Annotated in this window: 26 protein-coding genes and 1 pseudogene; 18 read left to right on the top strand and 9 right to left on the bottom strand. The window is 74.9% G+C overall.

What is annotated here, in order from left to right:
* Nucleotides 1-133 precede the first annotated feature (133 nt).
* Nucleotides 134-1,534, bottom strand: coding sequence for a uracil-xanthine permease family protein (locus ACZ7BZ_RS26760; RefSeq protein WP_470360532.1), 1,401 nt, complete (start codon nt 1,532-1,534; stop codon nt 134-136).
* Between the two features lie 152 nt (nt 1,535-1,686).
* Entirely contained in the window at nt 1,687-2,316 is a 630-nt protein-coding gene (locus tag ACZ7BZ_RS26755; protein ID WP_470360531.1) for an SRPBCC family protein, read from the bottom strand.
* 166 nt (nt 2,317-2,482) lie between these two features.
* Between ACZ7BZ_RS26755 and ACZ7BZ_RS26750 the strand changes: the two genes are divergently transcribed.
* Nucleotides 2,483-3,148 carry a TetR/AcrR family transcriptional regulator gene (locus ACZ7BZ_RS26750; RefSeq protein WP_470360530.1) on the top strand — a complete coding sequence of 222 codons (666 nt, stop codon included), beginning with the start codon at nt 2,483-2,485 and terminating at the stop codon, nt 3,146-3,148.
* Between the two features lie 7 nt (nt 3,149-3,155).
* Here the strand turns inward: ACZ7BZ_RS26750 and ACZ7BZ_RS26745 are convergent, their stop codons facing one another.
* The gene (locus ACZ7BZ_RS26745; protein WP_470360529.1) at nt 3,156-4,109 is read right to left on the bottom strand and encodes a LuxR C-terminal-related transcriptional regulator; all 954 of its coding nucleotides are present in this window, start codon (nt 4,107-4,109) and stop codon (nt 3,156-3,158) included.
* Nucleotides 4,110-4,303: 194 nt separating this feature from the next.
* On the opposite strand from ACZ7BZ_RS26745, the gene ACZ7BZ_RS26740 reads away from it, so the two are divergent.
* A complete protein-coding gene (locus ACZ7BZ_RS26740; RefSeq protein ID WP_470360528.1) occupies nt 4,304-5,008 on the top strand; it encodes a G1 family glutamic endopeptidase in 705 nt (234 codons plus the stop codon).
* A gap of 177 nt (nt 5,009-5,185) precedes the next feature.
* On the opposite strand, the gene ACZ7BZ_RS26735 is transcribed toward ACZ7BZ_RS26740, so the two are convergent.
* On the bottom strand, nt 5,186-6,037 hold the full coding sequence (locus ACZ7BZ_RS26735; protein WP_470360526.1) for a PIG-L family deacetylase: 852 nt from the start codon (nt 6,035-6,037) through the stop codon (nt 5,186-5,188).
* Between the two features lie 275 nt (nt 6,038-6,312).
* Between ACZ7BZ_RS26735 and ACZ7BZ_RS26730 the strand changes: the two genes are divergently transcribed.
* The 7 genes from ACZ7BZ_RS26730 (at nt 6,313) to ACZ7BZ_RS26700 (ending at nt 12,938) form a co-directional block, all read left to right on the top strand.
* A complete protein-coding gene (locus ACZ7BZ_RS26730) occupies nt 6,313-7,032 on the top strand; it encodes a ricin-type beta-trefoil lectin domain protein (protein ID WP_470360525.1) in 720 nt (239 codons plus the stop codon).
* A gap of 154 nt (nt 7,033-7,186) precedes the next feature.
* A complete protein-coding gene (locus ACZ7BZ_RS26725; RefSeq protein WP_470360524.1) occupies nt 7,187-8,200 on the top strand; it encodes a 3-oxoacyl-ACP synthase III family protein in 1,014 nt (337 codons plus the stop codon).
* Nucleotides 8,197-8,937, top strand: coding sequence for a glycosyltransferase family 2 protein (locus tag ACZ7BZ_RS26720; protein WP_470360523.1), 741 nt, complete (start codon nt 8,197-8,199; stop codon nt 8,935-8,937). Before ACZ7BZ_RS26725 ends, ACZ7BZ_RS26720 begins: the two co-directional genes overlap by 4 nt.
* Before the next feature lie 32 nt (nt 8,938-8,969).
* Nucleotides 8,970-10,445 (top strand): class I adenylate-forming enzyme family protein, encoded by a 1,476-nt coding sequence (locus tag ACZ7BZ_RS26715; RefSeq protein WP_470360522.1) that lies wholly within the window; start codon nt 8,970-8,972, stop codon nt 10,443-10,445.
* Nucleotides 10,442-11,542 carry a cytochrome P450 gene (locus ACZ7BZ_RS26710; protein WP_470360521.1) on the top strand — a complete coding sequence of 367 codons (1,101 nt, stop codon included), beginning with the start codon at nt 10,442-10,444 and terminating at the stop codon, nt 11,540-11,542. Before ACZ7BZ_RS26715 ends, ACZ7BZ_RS26710 begins: the two co-directional genes overlap by 4 nt.
* Before the next feature lie 2 nt (nt 11,543-11,544).
* Nucleotides 11,545-12,432: an NAD-dependent epimerase/dehydratase family protein gene (locus ACZ7BZ_RS26705; RefSeq protein ID WP_470360520.1), complete on the top strand. Its 888-nt coding sequence runs from the start codon at nt 11,545-11,547 to the stop codon at nt 12,430-12,432.
* Between the two features lie 143 nt (nt 12,433-12,575).
* Nucleotides 12,576-12,938 (top strand): peptidoglycan-binding domain-containing protein, encoded by a 363-nt coding sequence (locus ACZ7BZ_RS26700; RefSeq protein ID WP_380457781.1) that lies wholly within the window; start codon nt 12,576-12,578, stop codon nt 12,936-12,938.
* Nucleotides 12,939-13,013: 75 nt separating this feature from the next.
* Here the strand turns inward: ACZ7BZ_RS26700 and ACZ7BZ_RS26695 are convergent, their stop codons facing one another.
* Together ACZ7BZ_RS26695 and ACZ7BZ_RS26690 are read right to left on the bottom strand one after the other, a co-directional pair.
* A complete protein-coding gene (locus ACZ7BZ_RS26695) occupies nt 13,014-13,628 on the bottom strand; it encodes a hypothetical protein (RefSeq protein ID WP_470360519.1) in 615 nt (204 codons plus the stop codon).
* Nucleotides 13,629-13,857: 229 nt separating this feature from the next.
* Nucleotides 13,858-16,704 (bottom strand): AfsR/SARP family transcriptional regulator, encoded by a 2,847-nt coding sequence (locus ACZ7BZ_RS26690; protein ID WP_470360518.1) that lies wholly within the window; start codon nt 16,702-16,704, stop codon nt 13,858-13,860.
* Between the two features lie 158 nt (nt 16,705-16,862).
* On the opposite strand from ACZ7BZ_RS26690, the gene ACZ7BZ_RS26685 reads away from it, so the two are divergent.
* Both ACZ7BZ_RS26685 and ACZ7BZ_RS26680 read left to right on the top strand, forming a co-directional pair.
* Nucleotides 16,863-18,221, top strand: coding sequence for a M14 family zinc carboxypeptidase (locus ACZ7BZ_RS26685; RefSeq protein ID WP_470360517.1), 1,359 nt, complete (start codon nt 16,863-16,865; stop codon nt 18,219-18,221).
* Between the two features lie 125 nt (nt 18,222-18,346).
* A pseudogene (locus ACZ7BZ_RS26680) lies at nt 18,347-18,466 on the top strand (IS982 family transposase); the annotation flags it as partial.
* Here ACZ7BZ_RS26680 and ACZ7BZ_RS26675 read toward each other — a convergent pair.
* A complete protein-coding gene (locus tag ACZ7BZ_RS26675; protein WP_470360516.1) occupies nt 18,460-18,912 on the bottom strand; it encodes a nuclear transport factor 2 family protein in 453 nt (150 codons plus the stop codon). The pseudogene ACZ7BZ_RS26680 and the gene ACZ7BZ_RS26675 overlap by 7 nt on opposite strands.
* A 120-nt stretch (nt 18,913-19,032) precedes the next feature.
* Here ACZ7BZ_RS26675 and ACZ7BZ_RS26670 point away from each other — a divergent pair, with 120 nt between their 5' ends.
* Nucleotides 19,033-19,605: a TetR/AcrR family transcriptional regulator gene (locus tag ACZ7BZ_RS26670; RefSeq protein WP_470360515.1), complete on the top strand. Its 573-nt coding sequence runs from the start codon at nt 19,033-19,035 to the stop codon at nt 19,603-19,605.
* 190 nt (nt 19,606-19,795) lie between these two features.
* Here ACZ7BZ_RS26670 and ACZ7BZ_RS26665 read toward each other — a convergent pair whose 3' ends face one another.
* The gene (locus ACZ7BZ_RS26665; protein ID WP_470360514.1) at nt 19,796-20,407 is read right to left on the bottom strand and encodes a MarR family winged helix-turn-helix transcriptional regulator; all 612 of its coding nucleotides are present in this window, start codon (nt 20,405-20,407) and stop codon (nt 19,796-19,798) included.
* Nucleotides 20,408-20,710: 303 nt separating this feature from the next.
* Between ACZ7BZ_RS26665 and ACZ7BZ_RS26660 the strand changes: the two genes are divergently transcribed.
* The 6 genes from ACZ7BZ_RS26660 to infA all read left to right on the top strand — a co-directional run bounded on the left by ACZ7BZ_RS26660 (nt 20,711) and on the right by infA (nt 26,250).
* Nucleotides 20,711-21,910, top strand: coding sequence for a cytochrome P450 (locus ACZ7BZ_RS26660; RefSeq protein ID WP_470360513.1), 1,200 nt, complete (start codon nt 20,711-20,713; stop codon nt 21,908-21,910).
* 108 nt (nt 21,911-22,018) lie between these two features.
* The gene (locus tag ACZ7BZ_RS26655) at nt 22,019-22,216 is read left to right on the top strand and encodes a ferredoxin (protein ID WP_470360512.1); all 198 of its coding nucleotides are present in this window, start codon (nt 22,019-22,021) and stop codon (nt 22,214-22,216) included.
* A complete protein-coding gene (locus tag ACZ7BZ_RS26650; protein ID WP_470360511.1) occupies nt 22,213-23,460 on the top strand; it encodes an NAD(P)/FAD-dependent oxidoreductase in 1,248 nt (415 codons plus the stop codon). Before ACZ7BZ_RS26655 ends, ACZ7BZ_RS26650 begins: the two co-directional genes overlap by 4 nt.
* Nucleotides 23,461-23,648: 188 nt before the next feature.
* Entirely contained in the window at nt 23,649-24,749 is a 1,101-nt protein-coding gene (locus tag ACZ7BZ_RS26645; protein ID WP_470360510.1) for a baeRF3 domain-containing protein, read from the top strand.
* A 367-nt stretch (nt 24,750-25,116) separates the two neighbouring features.
* Nucleotides 25,117-25,899, top strand: a complete 783-nt coding sequence (locus ACZ7BZ_RS26640; RefSeq protein ID WP_470360509.1) for a GNAT family N-acetyltransferase — start codon at nt 25,117-25,119, stop codon at nt 25,897-25,899.
* A 126-nt stretch (nt 25,900-26,025) separates the two neighbouring features.
* Nucleotides 26,026-26,250, top strand: coding sequence for a translation initiation factor IF-1 (gene infA / locus ACZ7BZ_RS26635; protein ID WP_188306513.1), 225 nt, complete (start codon nt 26,026-26,028; stop codon nt 26,248-26,250).
* A 165-nt stretch (nt 26,251-26,415) separates the two neighbouring features.
* Here the strand turns inward: infA and ACZ7BZ_RS26630 are convergent.
* Nucleotides 26,416-26,527 (bottom strand): helix-turn-helix transcriptional regulator (locus ACZ7BZ_RS26630; protein WP_470360646.1); only part of this gene is annotated, 112 nt, incomplete at its 5' end.

The following is a 26,527-nucleotide window of genomic DNA, read 5'->3' as shown; positions in this document are numbered from 1 at the left end:
TCGCGGGGGGAATCGGGTGGTCGGATCGCTGTCTGCGATTCGACCACCTGACGGCCCCGCTGACCAGGCGGAACGGCCGGCGGAAGTATGTTCAGGTCATGTTCGGGTCACTTCCGCCTGCCCTGAACCACGGCTACGGCGCGTGCCGTTCCCCGCCGCCGGTCGGCTCGTCGTACGAGGACGTGCCCTCGTCCAGCAGCGGCTCCTGGGTCCTGAGGTGCGCGGGGGCCAGTGCCCGCAGCGTGTGGTAGCCGGTGATGACGACCAGGGTGCCCAGGGCGATGCCGCTGAGGCTGAAGGTGTCGGTGAACTTCAGCGTCACGTTGCCGATGCCGATGATGATGCCCGCGGCGGCCGGCACCAGGTTCAGCGGGTTGCGCAGGTCCACCCCGGACTTGATCCAGATCTGCGCGCCGAGCAGGCCGATCATGCCGTACAGGATGACGGTGATGCCGCCGAGCACCCCGCCGGGGATCGCGGCCACCACGGCGCCGAACTTCGGGCAGACGCCGAACAGCAGGGCGAAGCCGGCCGCGGCCCAGTAGGCGGCGGTGGAGTAGACCCGGGTGGCGGCCATGACGCCGATGTTCTCGGAGTACGTGGTGTTGGGCGGGCCGCCGAGCGCGGTGGAGAGCATCGAGCCGACGCCGTCCGCGGAGATCGCGGTGCCCAGCTTGTCGTCCAGGTTCGCCCCGGTCATCTCGCCGACGGCCTTGACGTGCCCGGCGTTCTCCGCGACCAGGGCGATCACCACGGGCAGTGCGACCAGGATCGCGGACCACTGGAAGGAGGGGCCGTGGAAGGTGGGCAGGCCGATCCAGTCGGCCTTGCCGACGCCGGAGAGGTCCAGGCGCCAGTGGTCGGTCAGGTGCCCGCCGGCGTCCACGGAGTGGATCTTGCCGAAGACCCGGTCGAAGACCCAGGAGATCCCGTAGCCGAAGACCAGCCCGAGGAAGATCGCCACCCGCGACCAGAAGCCGCGCAGGCACACCACCGCGAGGCCGGTGAACAGCATCACCAGCAGCGCCGTCCACTGGTCCTGCGGCCAGTAGGTCGAGGCGGTCACCGGGGCGAGGTTGAAGCCGATCAGCATGACGACGGCGCCGGTGACGATCGGCGGCATCGCCGCGTGGATGATCCGCGCCCCGAAGTACTGCACCGCCAGGCCCACCAGGAACAGCGCCGCGCCCACCACGAGCACCGCGCCGGTCACCGTCGCGCTGGTGCCGCCCTGGGCCCGGATCACCGCGGCGACCCCGACGAAGGACAGCGAGCAGCCGAGGTAGCTGGGGATCCGGCCGCGGGTGGCCAGCAGGAAGATCACGGTCGAGACGCCGGACATCATGATCGCCAGGTTGGGGTCCAGCCCCATCAGCACCGGGGCGACGAAGCTGGCGCCGAACATGGCCACCACGTGCTGGGCGCCGAGCCCTGCCGTACGGGGCCAGGAGAGCCGTTCGTCGGGGCGGACGACCGCTCCCGGTGCGGGCGTCCGCCCGTCACCGTGCAGCTTCCAGCGCACGCCGAGATCCATATGGGGGTTCCTTCTCTGAAACTTTCGGGGGACTGTCCGCACCATTCTCGTGGTCATCCGGCCTTCCATGCGCCACCGGTCCCGCTCCTGACCTGCGCAGTCGCGCGGGGAGCGGGCCGGGGGAGCGGGGCCGGGGGAGGGGTGACGGGCGGTCAGCGGCAGTCCTCGGCGGCGGTCTTGAGGTCGTGCATCCAGGTGTCCAGGCCCTGGCGCAGGATCGCGGTGGCGGCCGGGACGTCCGCGTCGACCTGCGGCCCGGTGTGGGTCTCCTCGGTGCGCACCAGGACGCCGCCGCGCACCGGGGTGAAGGTCCAGACGTGCACGCCGTCGATGTGCAGACCCTCGGCGACGGCGGGGCCGGTCCAGCGGATGCAGCTGCCCCGCTTCAGCTGCCGGACGGTGGAGGTGATGTCCAGGCTGGGGGCGGTGGTGGCGGGGTTGGGCGGCAGCGGGGTGGTCCAGTGGAACACCGAGCCGGCCCGCAGCGGGCCGTGGCCCAGGCGCTCGGCGCTCGCCACGGCGCCCTGCCAGGACGGCCAGTGGGTGACGTCGGTCTGCAGCCGCCAAACGGTGGACAGCGGCGCGTGGACCACCGCCTCGGTGCGGTAGCGGGTCCGGGCGGAGGGGTCGACGCCCTGCCCCTGGCAGCTGAGCGGGGCACCGGGGCGGGTGGTGGCGGCCTGGGCGGGTACGGCGGCGGTGCCGAGCAGGGCGGCGGCGAGCGCGGCGGCGGACAGGGCGGTGCGGACGCGGGTGCTGCGGGTGCTGCGGATGCCGGACATGGCGGTCCCCTTGGGTCGACGAAGGCTCTGCGGAGGCTTCCGCTAGATGCTCATGCGTTCGTTAGAAGTTGTAACTCCTGGGTCCGGCCGGGGTCAACAGGTTCAGTGATAGCCTCTAACCAAAACTTGAGGATGTAGCCGACGCGGCGCGGAAGGGCGGCGGACCATGCCGGAGGAGACCCCGAGGGAGCGCTACCGCGCCCAGGTGCGCGAGGAGGTCAAGCGGCACGCCCGGGAGCAGATCGCCACGGCCGGGGCCTCCGCGCTCTCCCTCAACGCCATCGCCAAGCAGATGGGCCTGAGCGGGCCCGCGCTCTACCGCTACTTCGCCGGCCGCGACGAACTGATCACCGAACTCGTCCGCGACGCCTACCGCAGCCTCGCCGACACCCTGAAGGTGGGCGCCGAGGGCGGCGCCGACCTGCGGGCCCTGGCCCACGCCCTGCGCCTGTGGGCCCTCGCCGACCCCCAGCGCTACTTCCTGATCTACGGCACCCCCGTCCCCGGCTACCACGCCCCCGAGGACACCACCGCGATCTCCGGCGAGATCATGACGGTCCTGCTGGACGCCTGCGCCGCCGCCCTCGCCGCTCAGGAGCCGCCCGCCGTCCTCGAACCCGCCACCGCACTCGAAGCCCACCTGGCCGGCCACCGCGACTGGACCCTCGGCCACCCCGCCCCGCCCGGGGCGCTGCACCGCTTCCTGAGCCTGTGGACCCGCCTGCACGGCGTGCTGTCCCTGGAGCTGGCCGGCCACTTCACCGGGATGGGCTTCGACCCCGCCCTGCTCTACGCCGCCGAACTCGACGACCTGCTCGCCCCGCGCACCTGACGGAGGTTCACAGCAGCTCCGCCCGGGCCGCCTGGATGCCCGCCTGGAACCGGGTCCGGGCGCCGAAGCGGTCCATCAGCTCCCGCACCCAGCGCTGCACCGTACGGGTCGACACCCCCAGCTGCCGGGCGATCGACTCGTCGGTGAGCCCGGCGGCCAGCAGCGTCAGCAGCTGCCGGTGCCGGTCCTCCGGCGGCTCCTCGGACGGCTCCGGCAGGCGCATCGCGTGCGCCCAGTACAGCTCGAACAGCCCCGCCAGCGCCTCCAGCAGGGTCGAGGGGCGGATCAGCAGCACGCTCTCCAGCTCGGTGCCCGCACTCACCGGCAGCAGTGCCCACCGGTCGTCCAACAGGGCCAGCTTCAGCGGCACTTCGGTGTGCACCCGGGCCTGTTCCCCGGCCGCCGTGAAGGCCCGGATCTCCGCCAGCCGCTCCGGATCGCGCAGCACCCGGCTGTGGTACACCACCCGGGTCGCCACGCCCCGCCCCAGCAGCGCCAGTTCGGTCTGCGGATCGGAGCGCCGTACGTACGGTGGCCGGTCCAGCACCCGCACCCGCTCGCGCACCCCCAGTTGCAGGGTGCGCCACAGGTCGGCGATCGAGCGGCGCCCGCTGATCACCTCCACCGGCCCGGTCGCCTCCGCGTCCGGGCGGCCCTGCCGGTAGGCGCGCATCAACTCGCCGATCCGGTCCCGGGCGCGCCGCAGCTCCACCTCGCGCCGCAGCAGCAACTCCTCCAGCGCCACGTCCGGCGGCACCGCCGCCCAGGCCCCCGCCGCGCACGCCTCCACCAGCCCCAGTTCGGCCAGCACCGCCAGCGTGGCCACCACGATGGACGCCCGCAGGTTCAACTGCGCCGCCAGCCACTGCGGTTCGGCGGCCGGCAGGCCCAGCAGCCGCAGGTAGAGCTGCTCCTCCAGCGCGCCGAGCCCGAGTCCGGCGAGCATGCCCGTCCCCGGCACGACACCCTCCTCGCGTCCTGCACCGCCAGCGGATCAGAGCGACTGTGCGCCACCCGGTGGCCGAAATCAAGAGGTTGACCGCTTGACATGTTTACGCCATGTCGGGTTCCGGTCCCCACGGCTCCCTTCCCGGCCCCGCCGCGGCGCCACCAAGCTGGGCGGCACCCCCACAACGTCCAGTCAAGGAGCCCTCCATGGCCCTTTCCCGCGTCGGCCGCCTCGCGCTCGCAGCCCTGCTGGCCCTGCCGGTCGCCGGCCTCGCCGCCCCCGTGGCCAGCGCCGCCCCCACCCACGCAGGCCACACCCACGGCGCCCACCGCTACGGCCACGGCGCCCGCTACGACGGCGGCGTCTGGGGCGGATACGTCGCCCAGGGCAACGGCTTCCAGAGCGTCTCCGGCTCCTGGACCATGCCCGCCGTCCAGTGCAACTCCTCCAGCGACCTGTTCGCCCCCTGGGTCGGCATCGACGGCTACGGCTCGCAGACCGTCGAACAGACCGGCGTCCAGGTCGACTGCTCCAGCGGCTCCCCGGTCTACTCCGCCTGGTACGAGATGTACCCGGCCCCGCCGCAGTACTTCAACGACCCGGTGGACGCCGGCGACAGCTTCACCGCCTCCGTCGTCAACAGCGGCGGCTCCAGCTACACCCTGCAGATCACCGACACCACCAAGGGCTGGAGCGAGAACACCACCCAGCAGCTCGACGGACAGAACGTCAGCGCCGAGGCCGTCATAGAGTCCCCGAGCCAGAGCTACCCGTCCTTCGACCGCCTGGACTTCTCCGGCGTCACCGTCAACGGCCAGGTCTTCGACAGCTACTCCCCGCAGGCCATCAACAGCGGCCAGTACACCGAGACTTCGCTCAGCAACGGTGCCTTCGCCATCGTCCCCGCCTGATCCGGCTCCGCCCGCCCCACCCGCTGCGCCCGCCCCACCCGCCCCGGCCGTACCCGCTACGGACCGGGGCGGACGCGCACGCCGGGGGCGCACCGCCGCCCGCCGCACCCGACCCGTCCGGCGGCCGGGTCAAGCGGGGTGCCCGGGTCAGGCGCCCAGGTCGCAAGGGCGCCAGGGTCAGCGCAGGCCGGCGAAGAGGTCCTGCTCCGGCAGGGCCGCGCCGGTGGTGTCGCGGACCCGGACGAAGGTCTCGGTGCCCATCAGCTCGGTGAAGCGCTCCTTGCCCATCCGCAGGAAGAAGATGTTCTCGCCCTGGCTGGCGTGGGCGGCCAGCGCGTCGTACTTCTGGCCGCCCCAGGCGCGGGTGTCCACCCAGGTGGTGACCTCCTCGTCCGGCAGCCCGATCGGGGGCAGCTCGGGGGCCGGGGCGCTCTCGCCGTCGGGCTGCGCGGGCGCGTCCCAGTCGGTGCCGAACTCCCGCATGGCCTCGCCGAAGCGCTTCATCGCCGAGTGCGGCGCGGTGGTCCAGTACACCTTGGCGGCCAGGTCGGGGGCCAGCTCCAGGGCGGCCATGGTGATGCGGTGGGCCTGGATGTGGTCGGGGTGGCCGTAGAAGCCGTTCTCGTCGTAGGTGACGACGACGTCCGGCCGGTAGTGGTGCAGCAGTTCGGCCAGGCGGGCGGCACCGTCGGCGACGGGAGTGCTCCAGAACGAGCCGGGGGCGTCGTTGGCGGCCCAGCCCATCATCCCGGAGTCGCCGTAGTCGAGCGTTTCGAGGTGGTCGACGCCCAGGACCCGACAGCTGGCCTCCAGCTCCTTGCGGCGCAGGGCGGCCACGGCGGCCGGGTCGTGCCCGTCCTCGCCGGGCTTGGCGCCGCCGGGGCCGTCGCCGCAGGCGCCGTCGGTGCAGGTGACCAGGACGGTGCGGATGCCCTCGGCGGCGTAGCGGGCGAGGACGCCGCCGGTGCCGGTGGCCTCGTCGTCGGGGTGGGCGTGCACTGCCATCAACGTCAGGGGCCGGTCGGCCATGGTTCAGTCCTCGGTTCGCTCGGGTGTCCGCACCCAGTGTGCCTGGCGGGTGTGACACCCGGCCGGCGGCCCCCGGCGGCCCGCCCCGGGCCCCGTTCACGGCGGACGCCGGCCGCATCGCCGACCGCACCGCGGGCGAAAGCTGACATGAATCGTTTCCAGACAACCCATTCACAGCAGTTGACGCCTCATCGGCTCATCGCCCACGCTGGGCGGCACCAACCACACGATCCACACCACCGGTTGGGCCCCGTCGACTCGGAAGGGACCCTCACATGCGCCTGCGACGAACCCTCGCGGCCCTGCTCACCAGCCTGCTCGCCCTGGTGGGCGTCGCCGTCCTGCCCTCCGCCGCCCACGCCGACTCCCCGGGCCAGTGCTCCACCACCCACAGCGGTCCGGTCGCCTCCGCCTACTGCGGCAACGTGCCCAACGGCACCATCTGGCGGGCCCAGGCCGTCTGCCTCTACATCGTCGGCAACACGCCGTACACGTACTGGGTCAACGGCACCATCGTCACCGGCAACGGCTCCTCCGTCGCCTACTGCAACCCCGGCCACTACGCCACCAAGACCATCGAGCCGGTCGTCATCGGCATGCAGGGGCGGCAGGGCCGCCTGGTCGGCTACGGCGGCAAGTGCATGGACATCGCCAGCGGCAGGACCAACAAGGGCACCCCCGTGCAGGTCTACGACTGCAACGGCACCGGCGCCCAGTGGTGGACCCTGGGCGTCGACAACTCCGTACGCGGCCTGGGCATGTGCCTGAACGTGGTGTGGGGCAGCGCCGACAGCCCCAACGGCACCAAGGTCGAGATCTACGACTGCGTGGGCAGCGCCGGCGAGCAGTGGCTCCCGCAGCCCGACGGCTCGCTCAAGAACGTGCTCACCGGCAAGTGCCTGGACGAACTCGGCTTCGACAGCTCCAACCGCGCCCGGCTGGGCATCTGGGACTGCAACGGCCTGGCCAACCAGAAGTGGGTCCTCACTCCCTGAGGCCCTCCCCGTACGGCGCCGGCCCCGTCCCCCGTACGGGACCGGCACCCGCACCCGCCCGGGTAGCCCGCGCCACCCGAACGGGTATCCGCCCGGGCCCACCTGAGTACCCGTACTCAGGTGGCCCCCGGCCCGTCCGCCCCAGCATGGGGCCATGCACCCAGCAGCGACCCCGAGGATCGGCATCACCGCCGCCGGCTCCCACCTGCCCGCCCGCCGGCTCACCTCCCGACAGCTCCAGGGCGAGATCACCGCCGGCACCGGACTCGCCCTGCCCGAACGGATGCTGGAGAAGGCCACCGGCATCCGCACCCGCCACTTCGCCGCCGACGACGAGTACGCCTCCACCCTCGCCACCGCCGCCGCCCGCCGCGCCCTGGCCGCCGGCGGCCTGCACCCCCACGACGTCGACCTGCTGCTGTACGCCTCCGCCACCCGGGACATCTGCGAACCCGCCACCGCCCACATCGTCCAGGCCGAACTCGGCACCCGCGCCCACGCCCTGGACGTCAGCAACGCCTGCAACAGCTTCCTCAACGGGATCGACCTGGCCCGCGCCATGATCCTGGCCGGCCGCGCCCGCCGCGCCCTGGTCGTCACCGGCGAGACCCCCAGCCGCGCCATGCGCCGCGACCCCGCCGACGCCGCCACCCTGCGCGAGGGCTTCGCCGGCTACACCTTCGGCGACGCCGGCGCCGCCGTCGTCGTCGAACCGGTCGAGCGCGGCGGCATCCTCGACATCGCCGCCGTCACCGCCTCCGAACACTGGCAGGCCGGCGGCATCCCCGGCGGCGGCTCACGCCACCCGCGCGGCGACGAGTACAGCTACTTCCGCGGCGGCGGCAAGGAGTTGCGCGGCGTCTTCGAACAGATCGGCCCCGCCGCGCTGGCCGCCCTCGCCGAACGCACCGGCCTCGGCTGGGACGACTACGCCCGGGTGCTGGTCCACCAGGTGACCGTCCCCTACCTGGAGCGCTTCGTCGAACTCACCGGCGCGCCCGCCGACCGCCTGGTCCTCACCGTGCCCGAACTCGGCAACATCGCCAGCGCCACCATCGGCGTCCAACTCGACCGAATACGAACGCAGTTGCTGCCGGGGGAGCGGGTGCTGATGATCGGCCTGGGCGGCGGCGTCAGCCTGATGACCATGGTCTGGGAGGCCTCGTGAACCAGTTGTGGGTGATCATCCCCGCCTACCAGGAGGAAGCCCGCATCGGTGGCGCCCTGCGCGCCCTCGCCGCCCAACGCGACCGCGACTTCACCCTCCTGGTCGCCGACAACGGCTCCACCGACGCCACCCTCGCCACCGTCCGCGCCTTCGCCGACCACGCCCCCTTCCCGGTCCACGTCCTGGTCGAACCCGAGAAGGGCGTCGGCAGCGCCGTCGACACCGCCTTCCGCCACGCCATCGCCCACGGCGCCACCCTGCTCGCCCGCACCGACGCCGACTGCCTGCCCGAGCCCGGCTGGACCGCCGCCGCCCGCGCCGCCCTGCTCGCCGGCCACGCACTCGTCTGCGGCCGCGTCACCGCCCGCCGCGACGAACACGGACCCGCCGGACGCGCCGTCTTCCGCGCGCTGGTCGCCCTCGGCACCCTCTTCGGCCGCATCCGCCCCGCCCACCACCGCCGCCACGGCTACCTCACCCCCTACCGGATGCACGCCGGCAACAACATGGCCATCACCGCCGAGCTCTACCAGGCCGTCGGCGGCATGCCCCGCCGCCCCTCACCCACCGACCGGGCCTTCCTCAACCAGGTCCGCCGCCACACCACCGCCATCGTCAGCCGCCGCGACATGGTCGTGCAGAACTCCACCCGCCGCATCCGCGCCTACGGCGTCCTCGGCACCGCCCGCTGGTACCTCGAACGCGGGGCCGGCCCCCGCCCCGCCGACGTCCGCTGAACCCGCCGTGTCTCCGGAAGGGGGACCCCGCCGTGCTCGACCAGCTCACCCACGCCCTGCGCACCCACCACCCCGACCGCCCCGCCGTCCTGCAGCACACCCGCACCGGCACCACCCGCACCCGGATCCGCCGCGGCGACCTCGCCGACCTCGCCGACGGCTACGCCGCCGCCCTGCACGCCCGCCGCCTCACCCCCGGAACCACCCTCGGCCTCGCCCTGCGCCCCGGCCCCCGCGCCCTCGCCGTCCTGCTCGCCGCCCGCCGACTCGGACTGCGCATCGCCGTCCTCGACCCCACCACCGGCCCCGACGTCCTCGCCGCCCACCTCACCCTCGCCGCCCCCGGCCTCATCCTCGCCGACGCCGCCGCCCAGGCCGCCGCCGGCTGGGCCGCACCCCTGGCCCGCCGCGCCGACCTGCACCTGCCCCGCCTGCACACCCTCGGCCCGGTCGCCACCCTCGGCCGCCGCCTGCCCGGCTGCGCACCCCGCCTGCGCCCCGTCACCACCCCCGTACCGCCCCGCCCCCACGACCCCGACGCCGACGCCGACGCCGTCATCGTCTTCACCTCCGGCACCACCGCCCGCCCCCGCGCCGTCGTCCACACCCACGCCAGCCTCACCGCAGGCCTGCACACCGTCGCCGACCTCGTCCGGCCCCGGCCCGCCACCACCGTCCTCGGCGGCACCTTCTTCGTCCTCGCCCCCGCCCTCGCCGCCGGCGCCACCGTCGCCCTGCCCGCCCGCACCCCCACCGCCCTCGCCCGCCAACTCACCCGCCTGACCCCCGCCCACACCTACCTCACCCCACCCCAGCTACGCACCGCCCTCACCGCCGGCGCCCGCCTCACCGGCACCCTGTGGACCGGCTCCGCCCCCGCCGACGCCGCCCTGCTGCGCCGCGCCAAAGCGGCCGGCGCCGACCAGGCCTGGAGCGTCTACGCCCTCACCGAACTCTTCCCCGCCGCCGCCGTCGAGGAGCACGACAAGAGCGCCCACACCGGCGACGGCGACCTCGTCGGCCACCCCCTGCCCGGCATCCGCACCCACCTCGCCGACGACGGCGAACTCCACCTCACCGGCCCCGGCGCCCGCCACCGCTACCTCGGCCAGGAACCCGACCCCTGGATCCGCACCGGCGACCGCGCCACCCTCACCCCCGACGGCCGGATCGTCCTGGCCGGCCGCCTCAAGGACATGGTGCTGCGCGACGCCCGCAACATCTACCCCGGCCTGTACGAACCCGCCCTGCACATCCCCGGCGTCGAACTCGCCCTGCTCGTCGGCGTCCCCGACGGCCACGGCGACGAACGGCTCGTCGCCCTCGTCCAACCCGCCCCCGGCACCGACCCGCGGCACCTGCGCACCCGACTGGCCGTCCCGCTGGAGCGGATGGGCGCCGCCCGCCCCGACGCCGTCCTGTTCGGCACCGTCCCGCTCGCCGGCCGCTCCCACAAACCCGACCGGGCCGCCGCATCCGCCCACTGCGCACGGGAGTTGACCCGATGAGCGCCCCTGTTCCGACCTTCGCCTGCGACCTCACCGCCTCCCTCGCCTCCTCCCGCCGGGCCCGGCGCCGCGACCGCACCGTCTACCTGCGCAGCCACCCCCTCCTGTTCACCCTGCTCTGCGCCACCCGCCACCGCCCCGTCCTACGCCTGGGCCGCACCCTGCTGGTCCACCACCCCGACGCCTACCGCGAAGCCCTCACCCGCGTCCCCCTGCACCGCACCGCACCCGGCACCACCGGCGCCGCCGCCTCCCGACTGGCAGGCCGAGGACTGCTGTTCGACCAGGACGGCGACGACCACCGCACCGCCCGCCGCGCCCTCGCCACCGACCTGGGCACCACCGCCCTGAACCGGCTACGCCCGCTCTGGCAGGCCGTCCTCGCCGAACGCGTCCCCACGCTGGCCGACGGCACCATCGAACTCGTCGACCTCGCCGCCGAATTGGCCGGCACCACCGCCGCAGCCCTGACCGGATGCGACGCCCAGCCCGGCCAACTCGCCCACGCCGCACGGCAAGCCGCCGCCCACGCCGCCCGCGACCACCTGCCCGGCCCCCGCCGACGCCACCGCGGTACGGCCACCGAGGCCGCCGCCCGCCTCACCGCCCTGCTGCCCGACCCCCAAGCCGCCATGCTCGCCGTAGCCGCCGTCAACACCACCGTCGCCGCCCTGCCCAGGGCCGTTGCCTGGTGCGCCGACACCCGCCTGTGGCCCGCCGTCGACGAGACCACCGCACCCGCCCTCGCCGCCGAACTCCTGCGCCTGACCGCCCCCTCACCCCTGCTGCCCAGGGCCGCCGCCGCCGACGCCACCCTCGCCGGACACCCCGTCCGGGCCGGCGACCGGCTCATCCTCATCGCCCGCCACGCCGCCCGCGCCCACCACCGCACCCCACCCGCCGACCCGGCCGCCACCCAGGCCGTCTTCGGCGCCGGCCCCCACGGCTGCCCCGGCGCCGCCCTCGCCCGCACCCAACTCGCCGACACCCTCCTCGCGTTGGCCCCCCACCAACCCCGCGTCCAGCACTCCCGCGCCGACCGCCACGCCGCCCTGCCCGGCTACGCCGAACTCACCGTCCGCCGAGGAACCCCCTGACCATGCGCATCGCCATCACCGGCGCCACCGGCTTCTGCGGCGCCCACCTCGCCCGCGCCGCAGCCCACTTCGGCCTCGACGTCACCTGCCACGGCCGTCGCCCCGGCCCCACCGGCCGCCACCTCCGCTGGGACGCCACCGAGACCGACCCCGACTTCACCGGCGCCGACGTCATCGTCCACTGCGCCGCCGCCGTCACCGACCTGCCACCCGGCCACCCCGACGAATCCCACCAGCACGCCGTCAACGTCACCGGCACCCAGCGCGTCCTGCGCGCCGCCGCCGGCCGCCCCCTGGTCCACGTCAGCAGCGCCAGCGTCTACGACCCGCGCACCACCAGTACACCCCTGACCGAGGACCACCCCACCGCCGGCGGCCACCTCAACGCCTACGGCCGCACCAAAGCCGCCGCCGAACGCCACGCCCTCGCCGCCGGAGCCGTCGTGCTGCGCCCCCGCGCCGTCTACGGCCCCGGCGACCCCCACCTGCTGCCGCCCCTGCTCGCCCGCGCCCGCCACGGCCTGCTGCCCCTGCCCGGCCCCGACATCCCGCTCAGCCTCACCGCCGTCGCCAACCTCACCGACGCCTGCCTCACCGCCCTCGGCCTCACCGGCACCCCGCCCTGGCCCCCCGGCGCCTACAACATCGCCGACCCCACCCCCTACCGCCGTGACACCGCCCTGCGCCACGTCCTCACCACCCACCACCGCCCCGCCCGCATCCTCCACCTCCCCACCCCCCTCGCCCGTCTCGCCGCCCGCACCACCCTCCTGCCCGGCCTCACCCCCTACAGCGTCGACCTGCTCACCCGAGGCGTCGTCCTCGACCTCACCCGGGCCCGCGCGCAGGGCTGGCACCCCCGCCACACCCTCGCCGACTACCGGCCCTGACTCCCGTCCTGACCCCCGGTCCGGCCCGATTGGCCCACAGATCCGGCGGTCAATTGGATACCCCGCTGGGGCATCGGACCTGGCTACGGTCGAGGCACACGCTGCGCCGCCAGAACGGGCGCACGCCAACGGGAGGGTTATCCATGCGCAAGATCATCATCGGGCTGGCCGCCACCGGCCTGCTGCTCGCCGGCACGGTCGCCACCGCCGGCACCGCCAACGCCGCAGGCACCCGCTGCGGCGACTGGAGCACCAGCGAGCCGCTGCTCAAGTACGGCGCCACCGGCGACGCCGTCAAGGAGCTCCAGTGCGAGCTCAACTACTCGCTCAACCCCGACACCCACGGCAAGCTCACCATCGACGGGGTCTTCGGCAACGACACCCTGGGTCGCGTCCGTACCTTCCAGGCCTGTCTGGGCTACCTCCAGGTCGACGGCGAGGTCGGCCCGGCGACCTGGGGCGCACTGGACTGGTGGAGCTCCAAGGACATCTACCCCAACTGCTGAGGTCTGGCTAGGCCCTGTCCGGCCTGGCCGGTAGAAACCACGACGGGGGCAGGGCATCCGGATGCCCTGCCCCCGTCAGGGCTGCGGCGGCGGGTCGCCGCCGGCCCAGTACAGCGCGGTGTCGACGTCCCGGGCCGTCCAGCCCTCCGCCCGCGCCCCGCCGTGCCGCAGCAGGTCGTCCAGGAGCCGCAGGTACCGCCCGTACCGCCCCGGCGCGGAGGTCAGGGTGAGCCCGAGGGCGTCCAGCGCGCCCTGGACGCGGCGGTCGTAGACCGCCATCCGGTCGGGCGCCGCCGCCGTCAGCACGGCCGAGGCGAGCGCGTCCCCGGTCCCGAAACCGGGCAGGTCCGCGAGAACGCGACGCCCCGCCCGGGCCGCCTCACCACGCGCAACGGCGGTGTCGCGGACGGCCGTGACGGCCCGCCCGGTGACGGCCCGCACCAGGCCGTCGGGCAGGCCCATCAGCTCGGCCACCCACCGGGTCCGCGCGGTCAGCCGCTTCCAGACCGCCAGCGCCGCGATATCGGCCTTCCCGAGACTGCCGCTGCGCCGCGCCCGCAACGCGACCTCGTCGAAGACCTCGTCGTAGTGCGGCGAGACCCCGGCCAGGTAGCCGGCCCGGGCGGGGACCAGCACGTCCCACACCCGATCGCCCAGGGCGCCGAACTCCCCGACGGCCGCTGCCTCCAACGTCCTTCCCGTCCCCTTTTCCATTCCCTTTCCCATCCCCGCATCATGCCCGCGCCCGGTGCGCCGGGGGCCGGAACCTGGCGGGCTACGGCGACAGGCCGACCTGACAGGAGAGAGCCCGCCGTGCTGATCGCCGCCTTCGTCGCCGACGTCCTGGCCGACCCCCGCCCGGGCGGCACGCAGCTACCACGGACACCCCGCCTGCGCGCCCGGCCCCCGGCCCCGCGGGTCAGCAGCGCCTGCCCCGCCCCGCCCGCGGCTCCGCTCCCGCCGCTCCCGGCAGGGCCCGTAGGGCCGTCAGCGCGGCGAGGGCGGCCGACTCGCCCTCGCCGTACTGGTGCGCCCGCGCCGCCCGCAGGGCCGCGTCGAGGTGGTGGGTGGCCTCGGCGGGGTGGCCGGTGGCGGCCAGCGCCCGGCCGTAGAGGGTCTGCAGCACGATGCGGCGGGCGGCGGGGAAGGGGGGTTCGGCGAGGGCGAGGCCGCGGGCGGCGTGGTCGGCGGCCCGTTCCGGGTCGCCGCCGCTCAGGCAGGTGTCGGCGAGGTGCTGATGGGCGAGGGCGACGAGGTCGGGGCGGTCGGCCTGTCCGGCGAGGGCGAGGGCGCGGCCCAGCAGGTCGCGGACCCTCGGGGCGTCGCCGTGGCGGGTGAGGGCGACGGCCAGGTTGACCAGGGCGACGGCCTGGGCGCTGCGGTCGCCGGCCAGGGCGGCGAGGTCGGGGGCCCGTTCGAGGTGGACGAGGGCCTCCTGGGGGCGGCCTTCCTCCAGCAGCACCCAGCCGAGCAGGGCCCGGGCCCGGGACTGGGCGCCGGGGTCGAGGTCGGCCTCGGCGGCGGCCAGCCCGTGTTCGAGCAGCGGTACCCAGCCGTCCCGGACCTGCCACACGATCAGCGGCCACTGCAGCAGGACCAGGCGCCAGGCCCGGTCGTGCAGTCCGGCGGCGACCGCGGCCAGGGCGGCGCCGCGCAGGGTGTCGCGTTCGGCGGCGTACCAGCCGAGGGCGCTCTCCCGGTCGGGGAAGGGGCGGACGTCGACGGGCCGCCGGGCCCCGGCCGGCAGGTCGCAGCAGGGCTCGCTGCCGGGTTCGGCGGCGGCGCTCGCGGCGAGCAGGGTGTGCAGCAGGTGGTCGAGGAGGCGGGGGAGGGTGTCGGTGTCGTCCTCGCCGGGCAGGGCGCGCAGGCTGCGGGCGTAGAGGCGGACGAGGTCGTGCAGGGTGTAGGCGTCGCGGCCGATCTCGACGACCAGGTGGGCGGTAGCCAGTTGTCCCAACGCCCCTGCGGCCTGCGGGAGTTCGCAGCCGGCGAGGGCGGCGGCGGTGCGGCTGTCCAGGGTGGTGCCGGTGTGGGCGCCCAGGCGCTGGAGCATCCGGCGGGCCGGGGCGGACAGGTGCTGGACGGTCAGGGCCAGGGCGGCGGCGACGCTGGTGTCCTCCACCTCCAGCAGCCCCAACCGGCCCTGTTCGTCGGCGAGTTCCTCGGCGAGGGCGGCAAGCCCCCGGTGCGGGCAGGTGGCGATCCGGGCGGCGGCCAGGCGCAGGGCGAGCGGCAGTCCGTCGCACAGCCGGGCGAGCCGGGCGGCGGCCTCGGGTTCGGCGCCGACCAGGTCGGGGCCGAGGTCGGGGCCCAGGGTGGTGGCGAGCAGGGTGACGGACTGCGGGTCGGAGAGTTCGGCGAGCGGTACGGGCCGGGCGGCGTCGGTGGCCACCAGGCCGCCGAGCCGGTCGCGGCTGGTGACCAGGGTGACGCAGCCGTCCCCGTCGGGCAGCAGCGGGCGGACCTGTTCGGAGCGGCGGGCGTTGTCGAGCACGATCAGCATCCGGCGTCCGGCGGTCAGTTCCCGGTAGCGGGCGGCCAGGGCCTCGGGGGCGGCGGGCATCTGCTCGGCGGGCAGGCCGAGGGCGAGCAGCAGTTCGCGCAGCACCGCGCCGGTGGCCCGTTCGGGCAGCGGGCTGTGCCCGCACAGGTCGACGAACAGCCGTCCGTCGGGGAAGTCGGCCTGGCGCCGGTGGGCCCAGTGCACGGCGAGGGCGGTCTTGCCGACCCCGGCCCCGCCGGTGACGACGGCGATGGCGCCGGGGGAGCGGGCGGCCCGGTCGAGCGCGGCCAGTTCGTCCTCGCGCCCGGAGAACCCGCGGGGCCGCCGCGGGAAGGGCCACGGCGCGGGTGCGGCGGGTGCGGCCGGCGAAGCAGGCAGAGCAGGGGCGGCAGGGGCGGCAGGGGCGGCACGGGCGACGGGAGCGGCCGGAGCAGCGGGAGCAGCGGGAGCGGTCGGCGAAGCGGAAGCGGCGGACGAAGTGGCCACGGGCGCCCCGTTGCGGCGCAGCAGCGCCTCGTAGGCCTCGGAGAGTTCGGCCCCGGGGTCGATCCCCAACTGCTCGGCGAGTGTGCGGCGGGTGCGGTGGTACCACTCCAGGGCCTCCGAGCGCCGCCCGGCCCGGCCGAGCGCGGCCATGAGCGCGGCGACCAGCGGTTCCCGCAACGGGTGGAGCGCGGCCTCGGTGGCCAGGATGCCGGCGGCCGCGCCGTGGTCGCCGAGCCGGCCGTGGGCGCGGGCGAGTTCCTCCACGGCCGTCAGCCGCAGTTCCTCCAGGGCCTGGGCGGCGCACTGGAGCGGCAGGCTGGGCGCCGTCCCGGCGAGCGCGGGCCCGCGCCACAGCGCGAGCGCCGCCCGCAGGGCCGTCACCGCGGTGTCGGCCTCCCGGGTCGCGCGGGCCGTTCGGACGAGCCGTTCGAAGCGCTGGGTGTCCACCGCGGCCTCCGGGGCCCGCAGCAGGTAGCCGCCGCTGCCGTCGGTGGCCAGTTCGACGCCGGCGGCGGGGGCCCGGTGGGCGGCGAGCACGGCGCGCAGGCCGGAGACGTGGTTGTGGATGACGGTGCGGGCGTGCCGGGGCGGCTCCTCCTCCCAGAGGGCCTCGGTCAACCGGCCGACGCCGACGGGGGCGCCGGGGTTGAGCAGCAGCATCGCCAGCAGGCTGCGGCGCTTGGGGGATCCGAGGGCGAGCTCCTGCCCGTCCGCGGCCACCGCGGCCACCGAGCCCAACAACCGGAAGTCCACCCGTGCCCCCACTCTGACCAGCAAATATGACAAGCATATGACAGTAGGCGACCTTGCCGTGACACACCGTTCGTCCCACCGGCCCGGCCACCGCCCGGAGCCCCCTGGACGGATCACCACCCGACCGGATCCAATACCACCTCCGGGCCCACCGGCCTCCGGACACCGCGGGAAGGAGACCGATGCTGACCGACACCTCGACCGGCGCGGGCCGAGCCGTCCTGCTCCACGACCGCTACCCCACCCTCGACGAACTCGCCGACACCGCCCACCGGTTGGCCGCACGCCACCCCGGACGCTGCCGGGTGCGCACCCTCGGCACCTCCCGCGCCGGCCGCCCCCTGCTGCTCCTCACCATCGGCCCCGGCGGCCCCGGCGGCCCCGGCGGCCCCACCGACAACACCGCCGACACCGCCGACAACGTGCTGGTCGTCTCCGGCGCCCACGCCGACGAGTTCTCCGGCCGCGCCGGCCTCGTCGAACTCGCCCACCGGGCCCTGGCCCACCCCGCCCGGCACCCCGCGACCACCTGGCACCTCCTGCTCTGCCTCGACCCCGACGGCGCCCACCTCGCCCGGAGCGCCGTGGACTCCCGCACCCTGCCCGCCTACTTCGCCGGCTACTTCCGCCCCGCCGCCGACGAACAGCCCGAATGGGCCCCGGCGATCGGCGGCCGCCTCCCGGAGAGCCGGATCCTGCTCGACCTGATCGACGAACTCCGCCCCTCGCTCCAGCTCTCCCTGCACACCGCCGACGTGGGCGGCACCTTCGTCCAGGCCACCACCGACCCGGCCACCCTCGCCGCGCCCTTCGCCCACTCCGCCGCCGCCCTGGGCATCCCGGTCGAGACCGGCTCCTTCGACACCCACCGGCTGCCCGCCGCCGGCCCCGGCGTCTTCCTGATGGAGCCCCGGCACATCGAGTCCCAGGAGAACACCACCGGCATGCTCGCCGAGCCGGACGACGCCCCGGACGACACCCCGGCCGGCGCCCGGGCCGCCACCTGGTTCGCCCCCCGGCGCCACGGCGGCCACACCGTCGTCATCGAGGTCCCGGCCTGGACCACCGACCGCCTCGGCGACCCCGGCCCCGCCGCCGACCCCGACCCGCACCTGCGCGCCGCTGCCGACCGACTGCGCGACCGCCGCCGCCGGCTCACCGAACTGCTCCCCGCCCTCCCACCGCAGGACACCCCGCTGCTGCGCGCCCTCCACACCCAGCTGACCGCCCTGCGCCAGCTCGCCGACGCCTGGGACCCGCGCACCGCCGAGCACCCCCTCATCCCGCCGCCCCTGCTCACCGGCGCCCACCTGGCCGGCATCGACCTGTGGGCCCATCGCATCCCGGTGCGCGCCGCCGCCCTGCTGCGCCGCGCCGCCCCCGCGGCCGACCCCCGCCCCGCCGCCCTCCTGGACGCCTGGTGCGCCCAGTACCGCCGCCGCTTCCGCCCCACCTGGCTGCCCGTCACCCGCCAGGCCGCCCACCACGCCAACACCGCCGAGGCCGCCGTGACCGCCCTGCGCCGAGGCGGTGGGTCATGACCCCGCAGCATGTCACCGCAAGCTGCTGATCCGATCGGTGATCCGGGCCGTGGCGTCAGAGCCCGCGAGGAGGGTGATGTCGGCGGCCGAGGCGGACGGGGTCGAGTCGGCGGTCTGTTCCCGTAACTCCTGGTGGGGTGATGGTCCGTGTGCTCCGGAGAATCCACTCGATGACCGCCGCCATCTGGCACAACCACCACACCAGCCAGCCCGTCATGCGCTCACTGACCACCTACGATCACTGACTGCGTCGTTTTCCGTCCAATGCCGCCACCAACTGCGGCAGGGCGCCAGTGGCCGCAATGAGGGTCAGGTGGTCGTGGAAGTCCCTGCTGTGGAGGATCACGCCGTCGCGGACCCTTAGTACCTGGATGTTGGCTGACTCGAAGGCCTTCCCAGTCGGCCGGTGGTGCACCTGGTAGTCCCATTCGGCGACGATCACCTCCGGATCGTCGGTCTCCCGGATCACCACGTTCGTCGGCGTCAGCTCCACCGGACTGGCTGCGGCGACCTGCGCGAACCGCTCCTCGAGTGCGGCCCGCCCCTCGGTGCGGCGCGGGCCGACCGGTTCGAAGACGGTCTCCACCACGGCGTCCTCGGCGTAGAGCCCGGCCAGTTCGGAGTAACGGCCTGCGGCGATGTTGTCGAGCAGCTTGGTGAAGACCTCGCGTGCTGTCAGCGTTTCGGGCATGGTCGGCCTCCGTCGGAATCCGTCGCTAGAATCGGACTGGCGAGTCCGCTTTGACGATACGGACTAGAGACTCCGCTTGTCTAGCAGGGCTCTGCGGACCGGCGAGGAAGGTTGCAGAGGATGAGTGGTGCCAAGGAGCGCCCACTGCGAGCGGACGCGGCCCGTAACCGAGCCAGGCTGCTGGATGTCGCTACGGAGGTGTTCACCACCCGTGGCGTCGGCGTGCCGACCGAGGAGATCGCCCGGACCGCCGGGGTCGGAGTCGGCACGCTCTTCAGACACTTCCCGACCAAGGAAGCGCTGCTGGAAGCCGTGATGGTGCGCAGGCTGGAGGCGATCGCAGTCCAGACCGCGCGTTTGGCCGCCGAGATGGAGACCACCGACGCCTTCTTCGCCTGCTTCCGCCTGGTTGTCGAACAGTCCGCGGGCAAGAACGAGTTCTCCCAGGCACTCGCCGCAGCGGGTGTGGACGCGCATGCAGCCCTACGGGAGTCCAGCGAGGTGATCCAGGCCCAGGTCGCCGCACTTCTGGACGGGGCACAGCGGGCTGGAGCCGTCCGCCCGGACCTCGGCTTGCCGGAATTGCTCGCCCTGCTGGCCGGCACCAGCACGACAATGGAGCACCTCGGAGCAGACCCGGCATCCCGGCAACGGATCTTCAACGTGGTCTTCGACGGACTCCGACCGCACTGACCGACCACGTGCCGCGTTCGCCGTGCCCTTGTCGAAGGGAACGTGGGCCGGAGAACCATGAGGGCACCGGACTCAGACGACTGACCCCTTGGAATCGATCATCTAGTCGCCGCACGCGTACCGGATCACTGAGCACGGACCCGTGGCTGCGACGAGCGGGGTGTCCGTACGGGGCGAAGGAGCGGCCGACTCATCCGCTCTCACGCGCGGGCCCGCGCCCGGCCGGCATCGGCCGCGCCCCCGGCGTCGTCGCGTCCCTGCGCGACGACGCCGGGGGCGCGAAGCCGTCGTCCTCCTCCGACAGCATGGTGCTGCGCACCCGGTGCACGTAGCGCTCGACCAGGTGGCACAGCACGCTGACCGTCGCGGCGACGTCCCGCTCCGGGACGCCGTCCAGGGCGTCGGCCAGCCCGATGATGTTGGCCTGTTTCAGCTGTTCGAGCACGGCCCGCCCGCCGGCGGTGAGCGCGACCTGGCGGGCCCGCCGGTCCAGCGCGTCCGGGGTGCGCTCGACCAGCCGCTGGCTCTCCAGGCGGTCGATCTGCCGGGTGACGTGGGAGGGCTTGACCATCAGTCGGGCGGCGAGGTCGCCCACCCGGCTGGCGCCGTCCGCCTCGGCGAGTGCGCGCAGCAGGTAGACGTCCGACCGGGCGGCGGTGATGCCGGCCCGGGCTGTGCGGCGTTCGTGCTCCTGGGAGCGGGTCAGCAGGTAGGCGAGCGAGGCCAGTACGGCCTCCAGGTCCGCGGTGGCGGTCCGGTCGTCTGCGGAATCGTCCGCGGGATCGTCTGGGGCGTCCGACATGGGGGAACTTTAGCGAGCCGGTGCCCCCCACCGCTGCGGTGCCGACCGGTGACCGGATTTCGGACAGATTCACCGTCCACCCGGTGGCCCCTTTCGCCGACACGGACCGCGAGTTAGCGTGACAGCGAGTTAGTTGCTTTTGGCACGTAAATGCTCCGGGCCCGCACGCCCGCATGCCGCCGCATGCCCGCATGCCACCGCACACCCACGCGCCGCACCGCCGCCCGCCCGTACGGCCGCACACCGTACGGCACCGCGGACCGACCAGGTCCGGCACAGCCAGCTCCGAGAGGGGAGCCCCCCATGGCCACCGCCGCACAGACCCCCCGCTTCACCCACCCCGCCGCCCGCGGCGCCTGCCCGTTCGCCCCGCCGCCGGCCTACCGGCAGGCCCAGCAGGAGCAGCCGATCAGCCGCATCTCGCTGTGGGACGGTTCCCCCAGCTGGCTGCTCACCCGCCACGAGGACATCAAGGCGGTGCTCTCCGACGCCCGCTTCAGCTCGGACTCCACCCGCGCCGGCTTCCCCTTCGTCAGCGCCGGCGCCCGCCAGCTGAACAACGGCCAGCCCACCTTCATCCGGATGGACGACCCCGAGCACGCCCGCCTGCGCCGGATGCTCACCGGCGAATTCATGATCAAGAAGGTCGAGGCGCTGCGCCCCGAGATCCAGCGCATCGCCGACGAACTGCTGGACACGATGACCGAGGGCCGCACCGAGGCCGACCTGGTCGGCGAGTTCGCCCTGCCGCTGCCCTCCCTGGTCATCTGCCTCCTGCTCGGCGTCCCCTACCAGGACCACGAGTTCTTCCAGGAGTGCAGCCGCGTCCTGCTGCGCCGCGACTCCGCCGTCGAGGACGTCATCGCCGCCCAGCAACGGCTGACCGGCTACCTGGAGGAACTCACCGAGACCAAGCGCGCCCAGCCCGACGACGGCATCCTCAGCCGCCTCGTCGAGCGCGGCGAGCTCAACACCGCGGAGATCGGCGCGATGGGCCGGCTGCTGCTGGTCGCCGGGCACGAGACCACCGCCAACATGACCGCGCTCTCCGTCCTCGCCCTGCTGCGCAACCCCGCCCAGCTCGACCACCTGCGCCGCCACCCCGAGGCCGTGGCCGGCGCCGTCGAGGAACTGCTGCGCTACCTGACGATCGTGCACTCCGGCCTCACCAGGGTCGCCACCGAGGACGTCGAACTGGGCGGGGTGCGGATCCGGGCCGGGGAGGGCGTCGTCTGCATGATCAGCACCGCCAACCGGGACACCGCGGAGTTCCCCGGCGGCGACGACCTCGACCTGACCCGCGACGCCCGCCGCCACCTGGCCTTCGGCTTCGGTGTCCACCAGTGCCTGGGCCAGCCCCTGGCCCGGCTGGAACTCCAGATCGCCCTCGCCACCGTGCTGCGCAGGCTGCCCGAACTGCGCCTGGCGGTGCCGTTCGAGGAGGTCCGCTTCCGCGGCGAGATGCTCATCTACGGCGTCCACGAGCTGCCCGTCGCCTGGTGAGCCCGGGCCCTGTCCGGCCGGACAGCACCCAGGCCCCCGAGCCCGACCAGGCCCCCGCGCCCGACCACACCCCCCCCGCCCCCCGTAACCGCCCCGAAGGGAACCCCCATGCTCGTCCGGATCGACCAGGAGAAGTGCTGCGGCGCGGGAAGCTGCGTGCTCGCCGCCCCCGAGGTCTTCGACCAGCGCGACGAGGACGGCATCGTCGTCCTGCTCGACGCCCGCCCGCCGGCCGGCCTCCACCAGGCCGTCCAGGACGCCGCCGGGGTCTGCCCGGCCGCGGCGATCACCCTGGAACAGGTGTGACCGCTGCGCGCGAGGTCGCCGTCGTCGGGGCCGGCGCCGCCGGACTGCACGCCGCCGAGGCGCTGCGCCGGGCCGGCTACGACGGCCGCCTGACCCTGGTCGGGGCCGAGCACGAGCCCCCGTACGACCGGCCGCCGCTGTCCAAGCAGCTGCTCGATGGACAGTGGCAGCCCGAGCGGCTGGCCCTGCGCACCCCCGGCGCGCTGGAGGAGCTGCGGCTCGACCTGCGCCTGGGGGTGGCCGCCGAACGCCTGGACCGCGCGAGCCGCACCGTGCACCTGTCCGACGGGAGCCGGGTGCGCTGCGAGGCCGTCGTCGTGGCCACCGGCGTGCGCCCGCGTCGGCTGCCCGGCTCCGGTGGGACCGGGCCCGGCGGCGAGGCCCCGCTGCCCGGCGCCCACGTGCTGCGCACCCTCGCCGACGCCCTCGCCCTGCGCGAGGAACTGCGCTCGGGCGTAAGGCTGTTGGTGGTCGGCGGTGGGCTGCTCGGCGCCGAGGCGGCGGCCACCGCCGTCGGCCTCGGGGCCGAGGTGACCTGGCTGGTCTCCGCTGCCGCCCCGATGGCCGCCGTGCTGGGCGCCGAGACGGCCGCGCTGCTGACCGGGCTGCACCGCGAGCACGGGGTGCGGATCCGGCGGGGCGCGGCCGCCGAGGTGCTCCGGCGGCACGGCCGGGCGGCCGGCGTGCGGCTGGCCGACGGCTCCGAACTGGCCGCCGACGCCGTGCTGATGGCGATCGGCTCCGTGCCGGCCACCGAGTGGCTGGCCGGCAGCGGGGTGGCGCTGGAGGCGGACGGCGGGGTGTCCTGCGACGCCCACTGCGCGGCCGGCCCCGGCGTCTGGGCGGCGGGCGACGCCGCCGCCTGGCCCGACCCGCGCACCGGCCGGCGCCGACGCCTCGAACAGCGCACCAACGCCGCCGAACAGGCCCTGCACGCCGCCCGCGACCTGCTGGCCGGCCCGGACGGCACCCGCCGCGCCTACACCCCGGTCCCGTACCTGTGGACCGACCAGTACGGCCTGCGGGTGCAGGCCTTCGGCAGCCCCGGCGCCGCCGACGGCTTCGAGGTGGTCGACGGCAGCCTCGCCGAGCACCGCTTCGCCGCCGCCTGCGTGCGCGGGGGCCGGGTCGCCGGCGCGGTGGGCATCGCCGCCGCCCGGGCCCTGCGCACCCTGCGCGCCCAGGTCGAGGCCGGCGCCCCCTGGCCGCCCGTCACCCACCGGGAGGCCGCGCCGGTCAGCTGAGCGGTACGCCCTCCCCGGGCGGGAGGGCGTACCGGGCCGCCCCCTCGCCCAGCGGCCCCCGGCGGTCCCAGGGCACGAGCCGACCCGGCGGCGCGGTGCGCAAATCGCTACATTGAGGACATTTGGCAGCTGTGTCAGGCACCGTGCGTCCATGCAAAGAAGGCCGACCGCCTTCGGAAAGGGTCCCCATGCGCCCCGCCCTCAGCCCCGCCGTCCTCGCCGAACTGCGCCGGCCCCGGCCTTACCCGGCGGTGTCCATCCTGATGCCCACCCACCGCCGCGAACCGGACAACGCCCAGGACCCGGTCCGGCTGCGCAACCTGCTGGCCGAGGCGAAGGAGCGGATCCAGGCCGACCCCGAGGTCTCCCGGGCCGGCCGGATCGACGTCATCGGACAGCTCGACCGGGCTCTCGCCGAGGTCGACCTGGTGCACGCCGAGGACGGCCTCGCCATCCTGGCCGCCCCCGGCGAGCACCGGGTCTGGTCGTTCGCCCGCACCGCCCCCGCCCGGGTGGTCCTGTCCGACACCTTCCTCACCCGCAACCTGGTCTCCGCCCAGGCCGCCGAACGCCCGTACTGGGTGCTGGCCGTCGCCGCCGACCGGGCCGTGCTGTGGGGCGGCGACCAGGAGCGGGTCGGCGAGGAGAGGATCCACGGCTTCCCGCTGGCGCGCACCTTCTTCGACAACCCCGACCCGGAACGCCGCGAGCGCATCGGCGACACCCCCAGCACCTTCCGCGACGAGGAGACCAAGACCTTCCTGCGCCAGGCCGACACCGCGATCGGCAAGGTGCTGGCCGCCGACCCCCGCCCGCTGTACGTGGTCGGCGACGGGCCCGCGCTCGCCCTGCTGGACGCCGCCGGGCCGATCGCCAAGGAGGCCACCGCCCAGATCCCGCACGGCGGCCTGGCCCAGGCCGACGTCGAGACCGTCCGCAAGGTGGTCGAACCCGCCGTGCGCGCCCACGCCGAGCGCGAGGTCGGCGACACCCTCGCCCGGCTCGACAAGGCCCGCGGCCGCCAGGAGTTCGCCGCCGGCCTCGACGAGGTCTGGCGCGCCGCCGCCGAGGGCCGCATCGCCCTGCTGGCGGTCGAGGAGAACTTCCGCACCACCGTCCGCGACGACGGCGACCACCTCGTCCCCGCCGAGGCCGATGAGCCCGGCGCCCGCGATGACGTCGTCGACGAGGTCATCGAACGCGCCCTCGACACCGGCGCCCAGGTCACCTTCCTCCCCGACGGCACCCTCACCGACACCCGCCGCATCGCCGCCGACCTGCGCTTCTGACCAGTCCCGTGCCGCGCCCGGACCCCTCACCGCCCGGGCGCGGCGGTGACGACCGAACCGGCGGCGACGATCGCCCCGCTGCCGATCCGCACCCCCGGCAGCACCGTCGCCCCGAGTCGACAGGGCGTCAGAACCGATGCGGACGGCGATCCACCGGAACCCGCCGCCGCCCGCCGGTGCGCGGAAAACGGGTTGGGCCCGGAGGGCCCGGGCTGCTACGGTCGGCGCAGCCGTGAGAAAAACGCGAGGAGGTGAGACCCATGAAGGCTGGAACCGGGTGGGTGCTCCCCCTTGTCGTCACGGTGGGCGATTGACGTTGGTGTCGCCCGGGAGCGCCCCAGACGAGGCACTTCCGAAAGGCAACACCATGAACTCTCCCCGCACCGCCCCGAACACCCCCGCCGTGACGCGGGTCTCGGACACCGAATGGCACGCCGTCCAGGACGGCCGGGTGGCCGGCCGCGCCGACGCCTCGCGCCGGCCCGACGGAAGGCTGTTCGTCAGCATCGACGCCTGGCACGACGCCGTCTTCGACCGCCTCGCCGCCGCGCTGCCGGCCGACCTGCCGCAACCCCTGCACACCATGGTCGACGAGACCGACCAGGACGCGCTGTCCGCCTGGCGGCGGGCCGGCTTCACGCCGGTGCGCCGCGAGTGGGGCTACCTGGTGCCCACCGACCCGCGGGCCACCGGGCTCGGCCCGGCACGGCCCCCGGCAGGCGTGACGATCGTGCCCGCCGGCCGGGCCGAGGAGGGCCCGCTGCGCGCCCTGGAGCGCGTCATCCACGACGAGGTCACGGCCGGCGCCGGCTGGCAGGCGGTGCCCGCCCAGGTGCTGCCCCGCCCGGCCGGGACCATCGTGGTCGACCCCGCCGGGTACGCGGTGGCGCGCCAGGGCGAGCGCTACGTGGGGCTGATCCGGGTGACCCCGCCGCGCCGCCCGCGGATCGGGCTGATCGCCGTGCGCGCCGAACTGCACCGCCGGGGCATCGCCCGGGCGCTGCTGGCCCACGCGCTGGACGCGCTGCACCGCGACGGCACCGCCACCGCCTGGGCGGAGGTGACGGAGTCCGACCGGGCCGCCACCGCCCTGTTCGAGGGCATCGGCGCCCGCCGCGCCGGCAGCACCCTGGAACTCGTCCGCCGCTGACCCCCGCCCCGCGGCCGCCCCGGCCGTACCGACCGCACGGCCCGTACCGACTGCACCGACTGCACCGACTGCACCGACTGCACCGCCCGTACCGACCGCACTGACAACGAAGAAGAGGTGAGGACCATGACCAAGACGACGAACGGCATCGAAGTCGAAGGCACCGTCATCGAGTGCCTGCGCAACGCCAACTTCAAGGTGGAACTCCAGAACGGGCACGTCGTGCTCGCCCACATCAGCGGGAAGGTCCGCAAGAACCACATCAAGATCCTCCCGCACGACCGGGTGCTCGTGGAGCTCAGCCCCTACGACCTCACCCGCGGCCGGATCCGCTACCGCTACCGCAACTAGTACCGGTGGCGAGGGTGGCCCGGCACGCTCCCCCGTGGCGTGCCGGGCCACCAGCGGTTCTGCCGGGCCGACCGGCCCGGGCGCACCGCAGTGTCACCTCGTGGAGGATGCCAGGGCGCGCGGCGGCCGTGTTGTCACTGCGTCGCCACTTCCTTGGCAACGCGTCTACGCGCCGTCCGTGCCGCCCCCGGCCAGTGCCCGCTGTCGGTGTTCGCGGGGTGAGAGCCCGTAGGCGGCGCGGAAGGCGCGGCTGAAGTCGTCGGCGCGGGGCAGGCCC

Source organism: Kitasatospora sp. NPDC036934 (assembly GCF_055608425.1).
The sequence above is the reverse complement of the archived record's forward strand: the minus strand, read 5'-3'. Positions and strand labels throughout refer to the sequence as shown.

Bases quoted from the DNA above. Each gene is read 5' to 3' on its own strand.
- ACZ7BZ_RS26670 (WP_470360515.1), top strand. From the start codon at position 19,033: ATGAGTGGTGCCAAGGAGCGCCCACTGCGAGCGGACGCGGCCCGTAAC.
- ACZ7BZ_RS26675 (WP_470360516.1), bottom strand. From the start codon at position 18,912: ATGCCCGAAACGCTGACAGCACGCGAGGTCTTCACCAAGCTGCTCGAC.
- ACZ7BZ_RS26645 (WP_470360510.1), top strand. From the start codon at position 23,649: ATGCGCCCCGCCCTCAGCCCCGCCGTCCTCGCCGAACTGCGCCGGCCC.
- ACZ7BZ_RS26700 (WP_380457781.1), top strand. From the start codon at position 12,576: ATGCGCAAGATCATCATCGGGCTGGCCGCCACCGGCCTGCTGCTCGCC.
- ACZ7BZ_RS26760 (WP_470360532.1), bottom strand. From the start codon at position 1,534: ATGGATCTCGGCGTGCGCTGGAAGCTGCACGGTGACGGGCGGACGCCC.
- ACZ7BZ_RS26640 (WP_470360509.1), top strand. From the start codon at position 25,117: ATGAACTCTCCCCGCACCGCCCCGAACACCCCCGCCGTGACGCGGGTC.
- ACZ7BZ_RS26660 (WP_470360513.1), top strand. From the start codon at position 20,711: ATGGCCACCGCCGCACAGACCCCCCGCTTCACCCACCCCGCCGCCCGC.
- ACZ7BZ_RS26730 (WP_470360525.1), top strand. From the start codon at position 6,313: ATGCGCCTGCGACGAACCCTCGCGGCCCTGCTCACCAGCCTGCTCGCC.
- ACZ7BZ_RS26755 (WP_470360531.1), bottom strand. From the start codon at position 2,316: ATGTCCGGCATCCGCAGCACCCGCAGCACCCGCGTCCGCACCGCCCTG.
- ACZ7BZ_RS26710 (WP_470360521.1), top strand. From the start codon at position 10,442: ATGAGCGCCCCTGTTCCGACCTTCGCCTGCGACCTCACCGCCTCCCTC.
- ACZ7BZ_RS26665 (WP_470360514.1), bottom strand. From the start codon at position 20,407: ATGTCGGACGCCCCAGACGATCCCGCGGACGATTCCGCAGACGACCGG.
- ACZ7BZ_RS26685 (WP_470360517.1), top strand. From the start codon at position 16,863: ATGCTGACCGACACCTCGACCGGCGCGGGCCGAGCCGTCCTGCTCCAC.
- ACZ7BZ_RS26655 (WP_470360512.1), top strand. From the start codon at position 22,019: ATGCTCGTCCGGATCGACCAGGAGAAGTGCTGCGGCGCGGGAAGCTGC.
- infA (WP_188306513.1), top strand. From the start codon at position 26,026: ATGACCAAGACGACGAACGGCATCGAAGTCGAAGGCACCGTCATCGAG.
- ACZ7BZ_RS26740 (WP_470360528.1), top strand. From the start codon at position 4,304: ATGGCCCTTTCCCGCGTCGGCCGCCTCGCGCTCGCAGCCCTGCTGGCC.
- ACZ7BZ_RS26735 (WP_470360526.1), bottom strand. From the start codon at position 6,037: ATGGCCGACCGGCCCCTGACGTTGATGGCAGTGCACGCCCACCCCGAC.
- ACZ7BZ_RS26725 (WP_470360524.1), top strand. From the start codon at position 7,187: ATGCACCCAGCAGCGACCCCGAGGATCGGCATCACCGCCGCCGGCTCC.
- ACZ7BZ_RS26705 (WP_470360520.1), top strand. From the start codon at position 11,545: ATGCGCATCGCCATCACCGGCGCCACCGGCTTCTGCGGCGCCCACCTC.
- ACZ7BZ_RS26750 (WP_470360530.1), top strand. From the start codon at position 2,483: ATGCCGGAGGAGACCCCGAGGGAGCGCTACCGCGCCCAGGTGCGCGAG.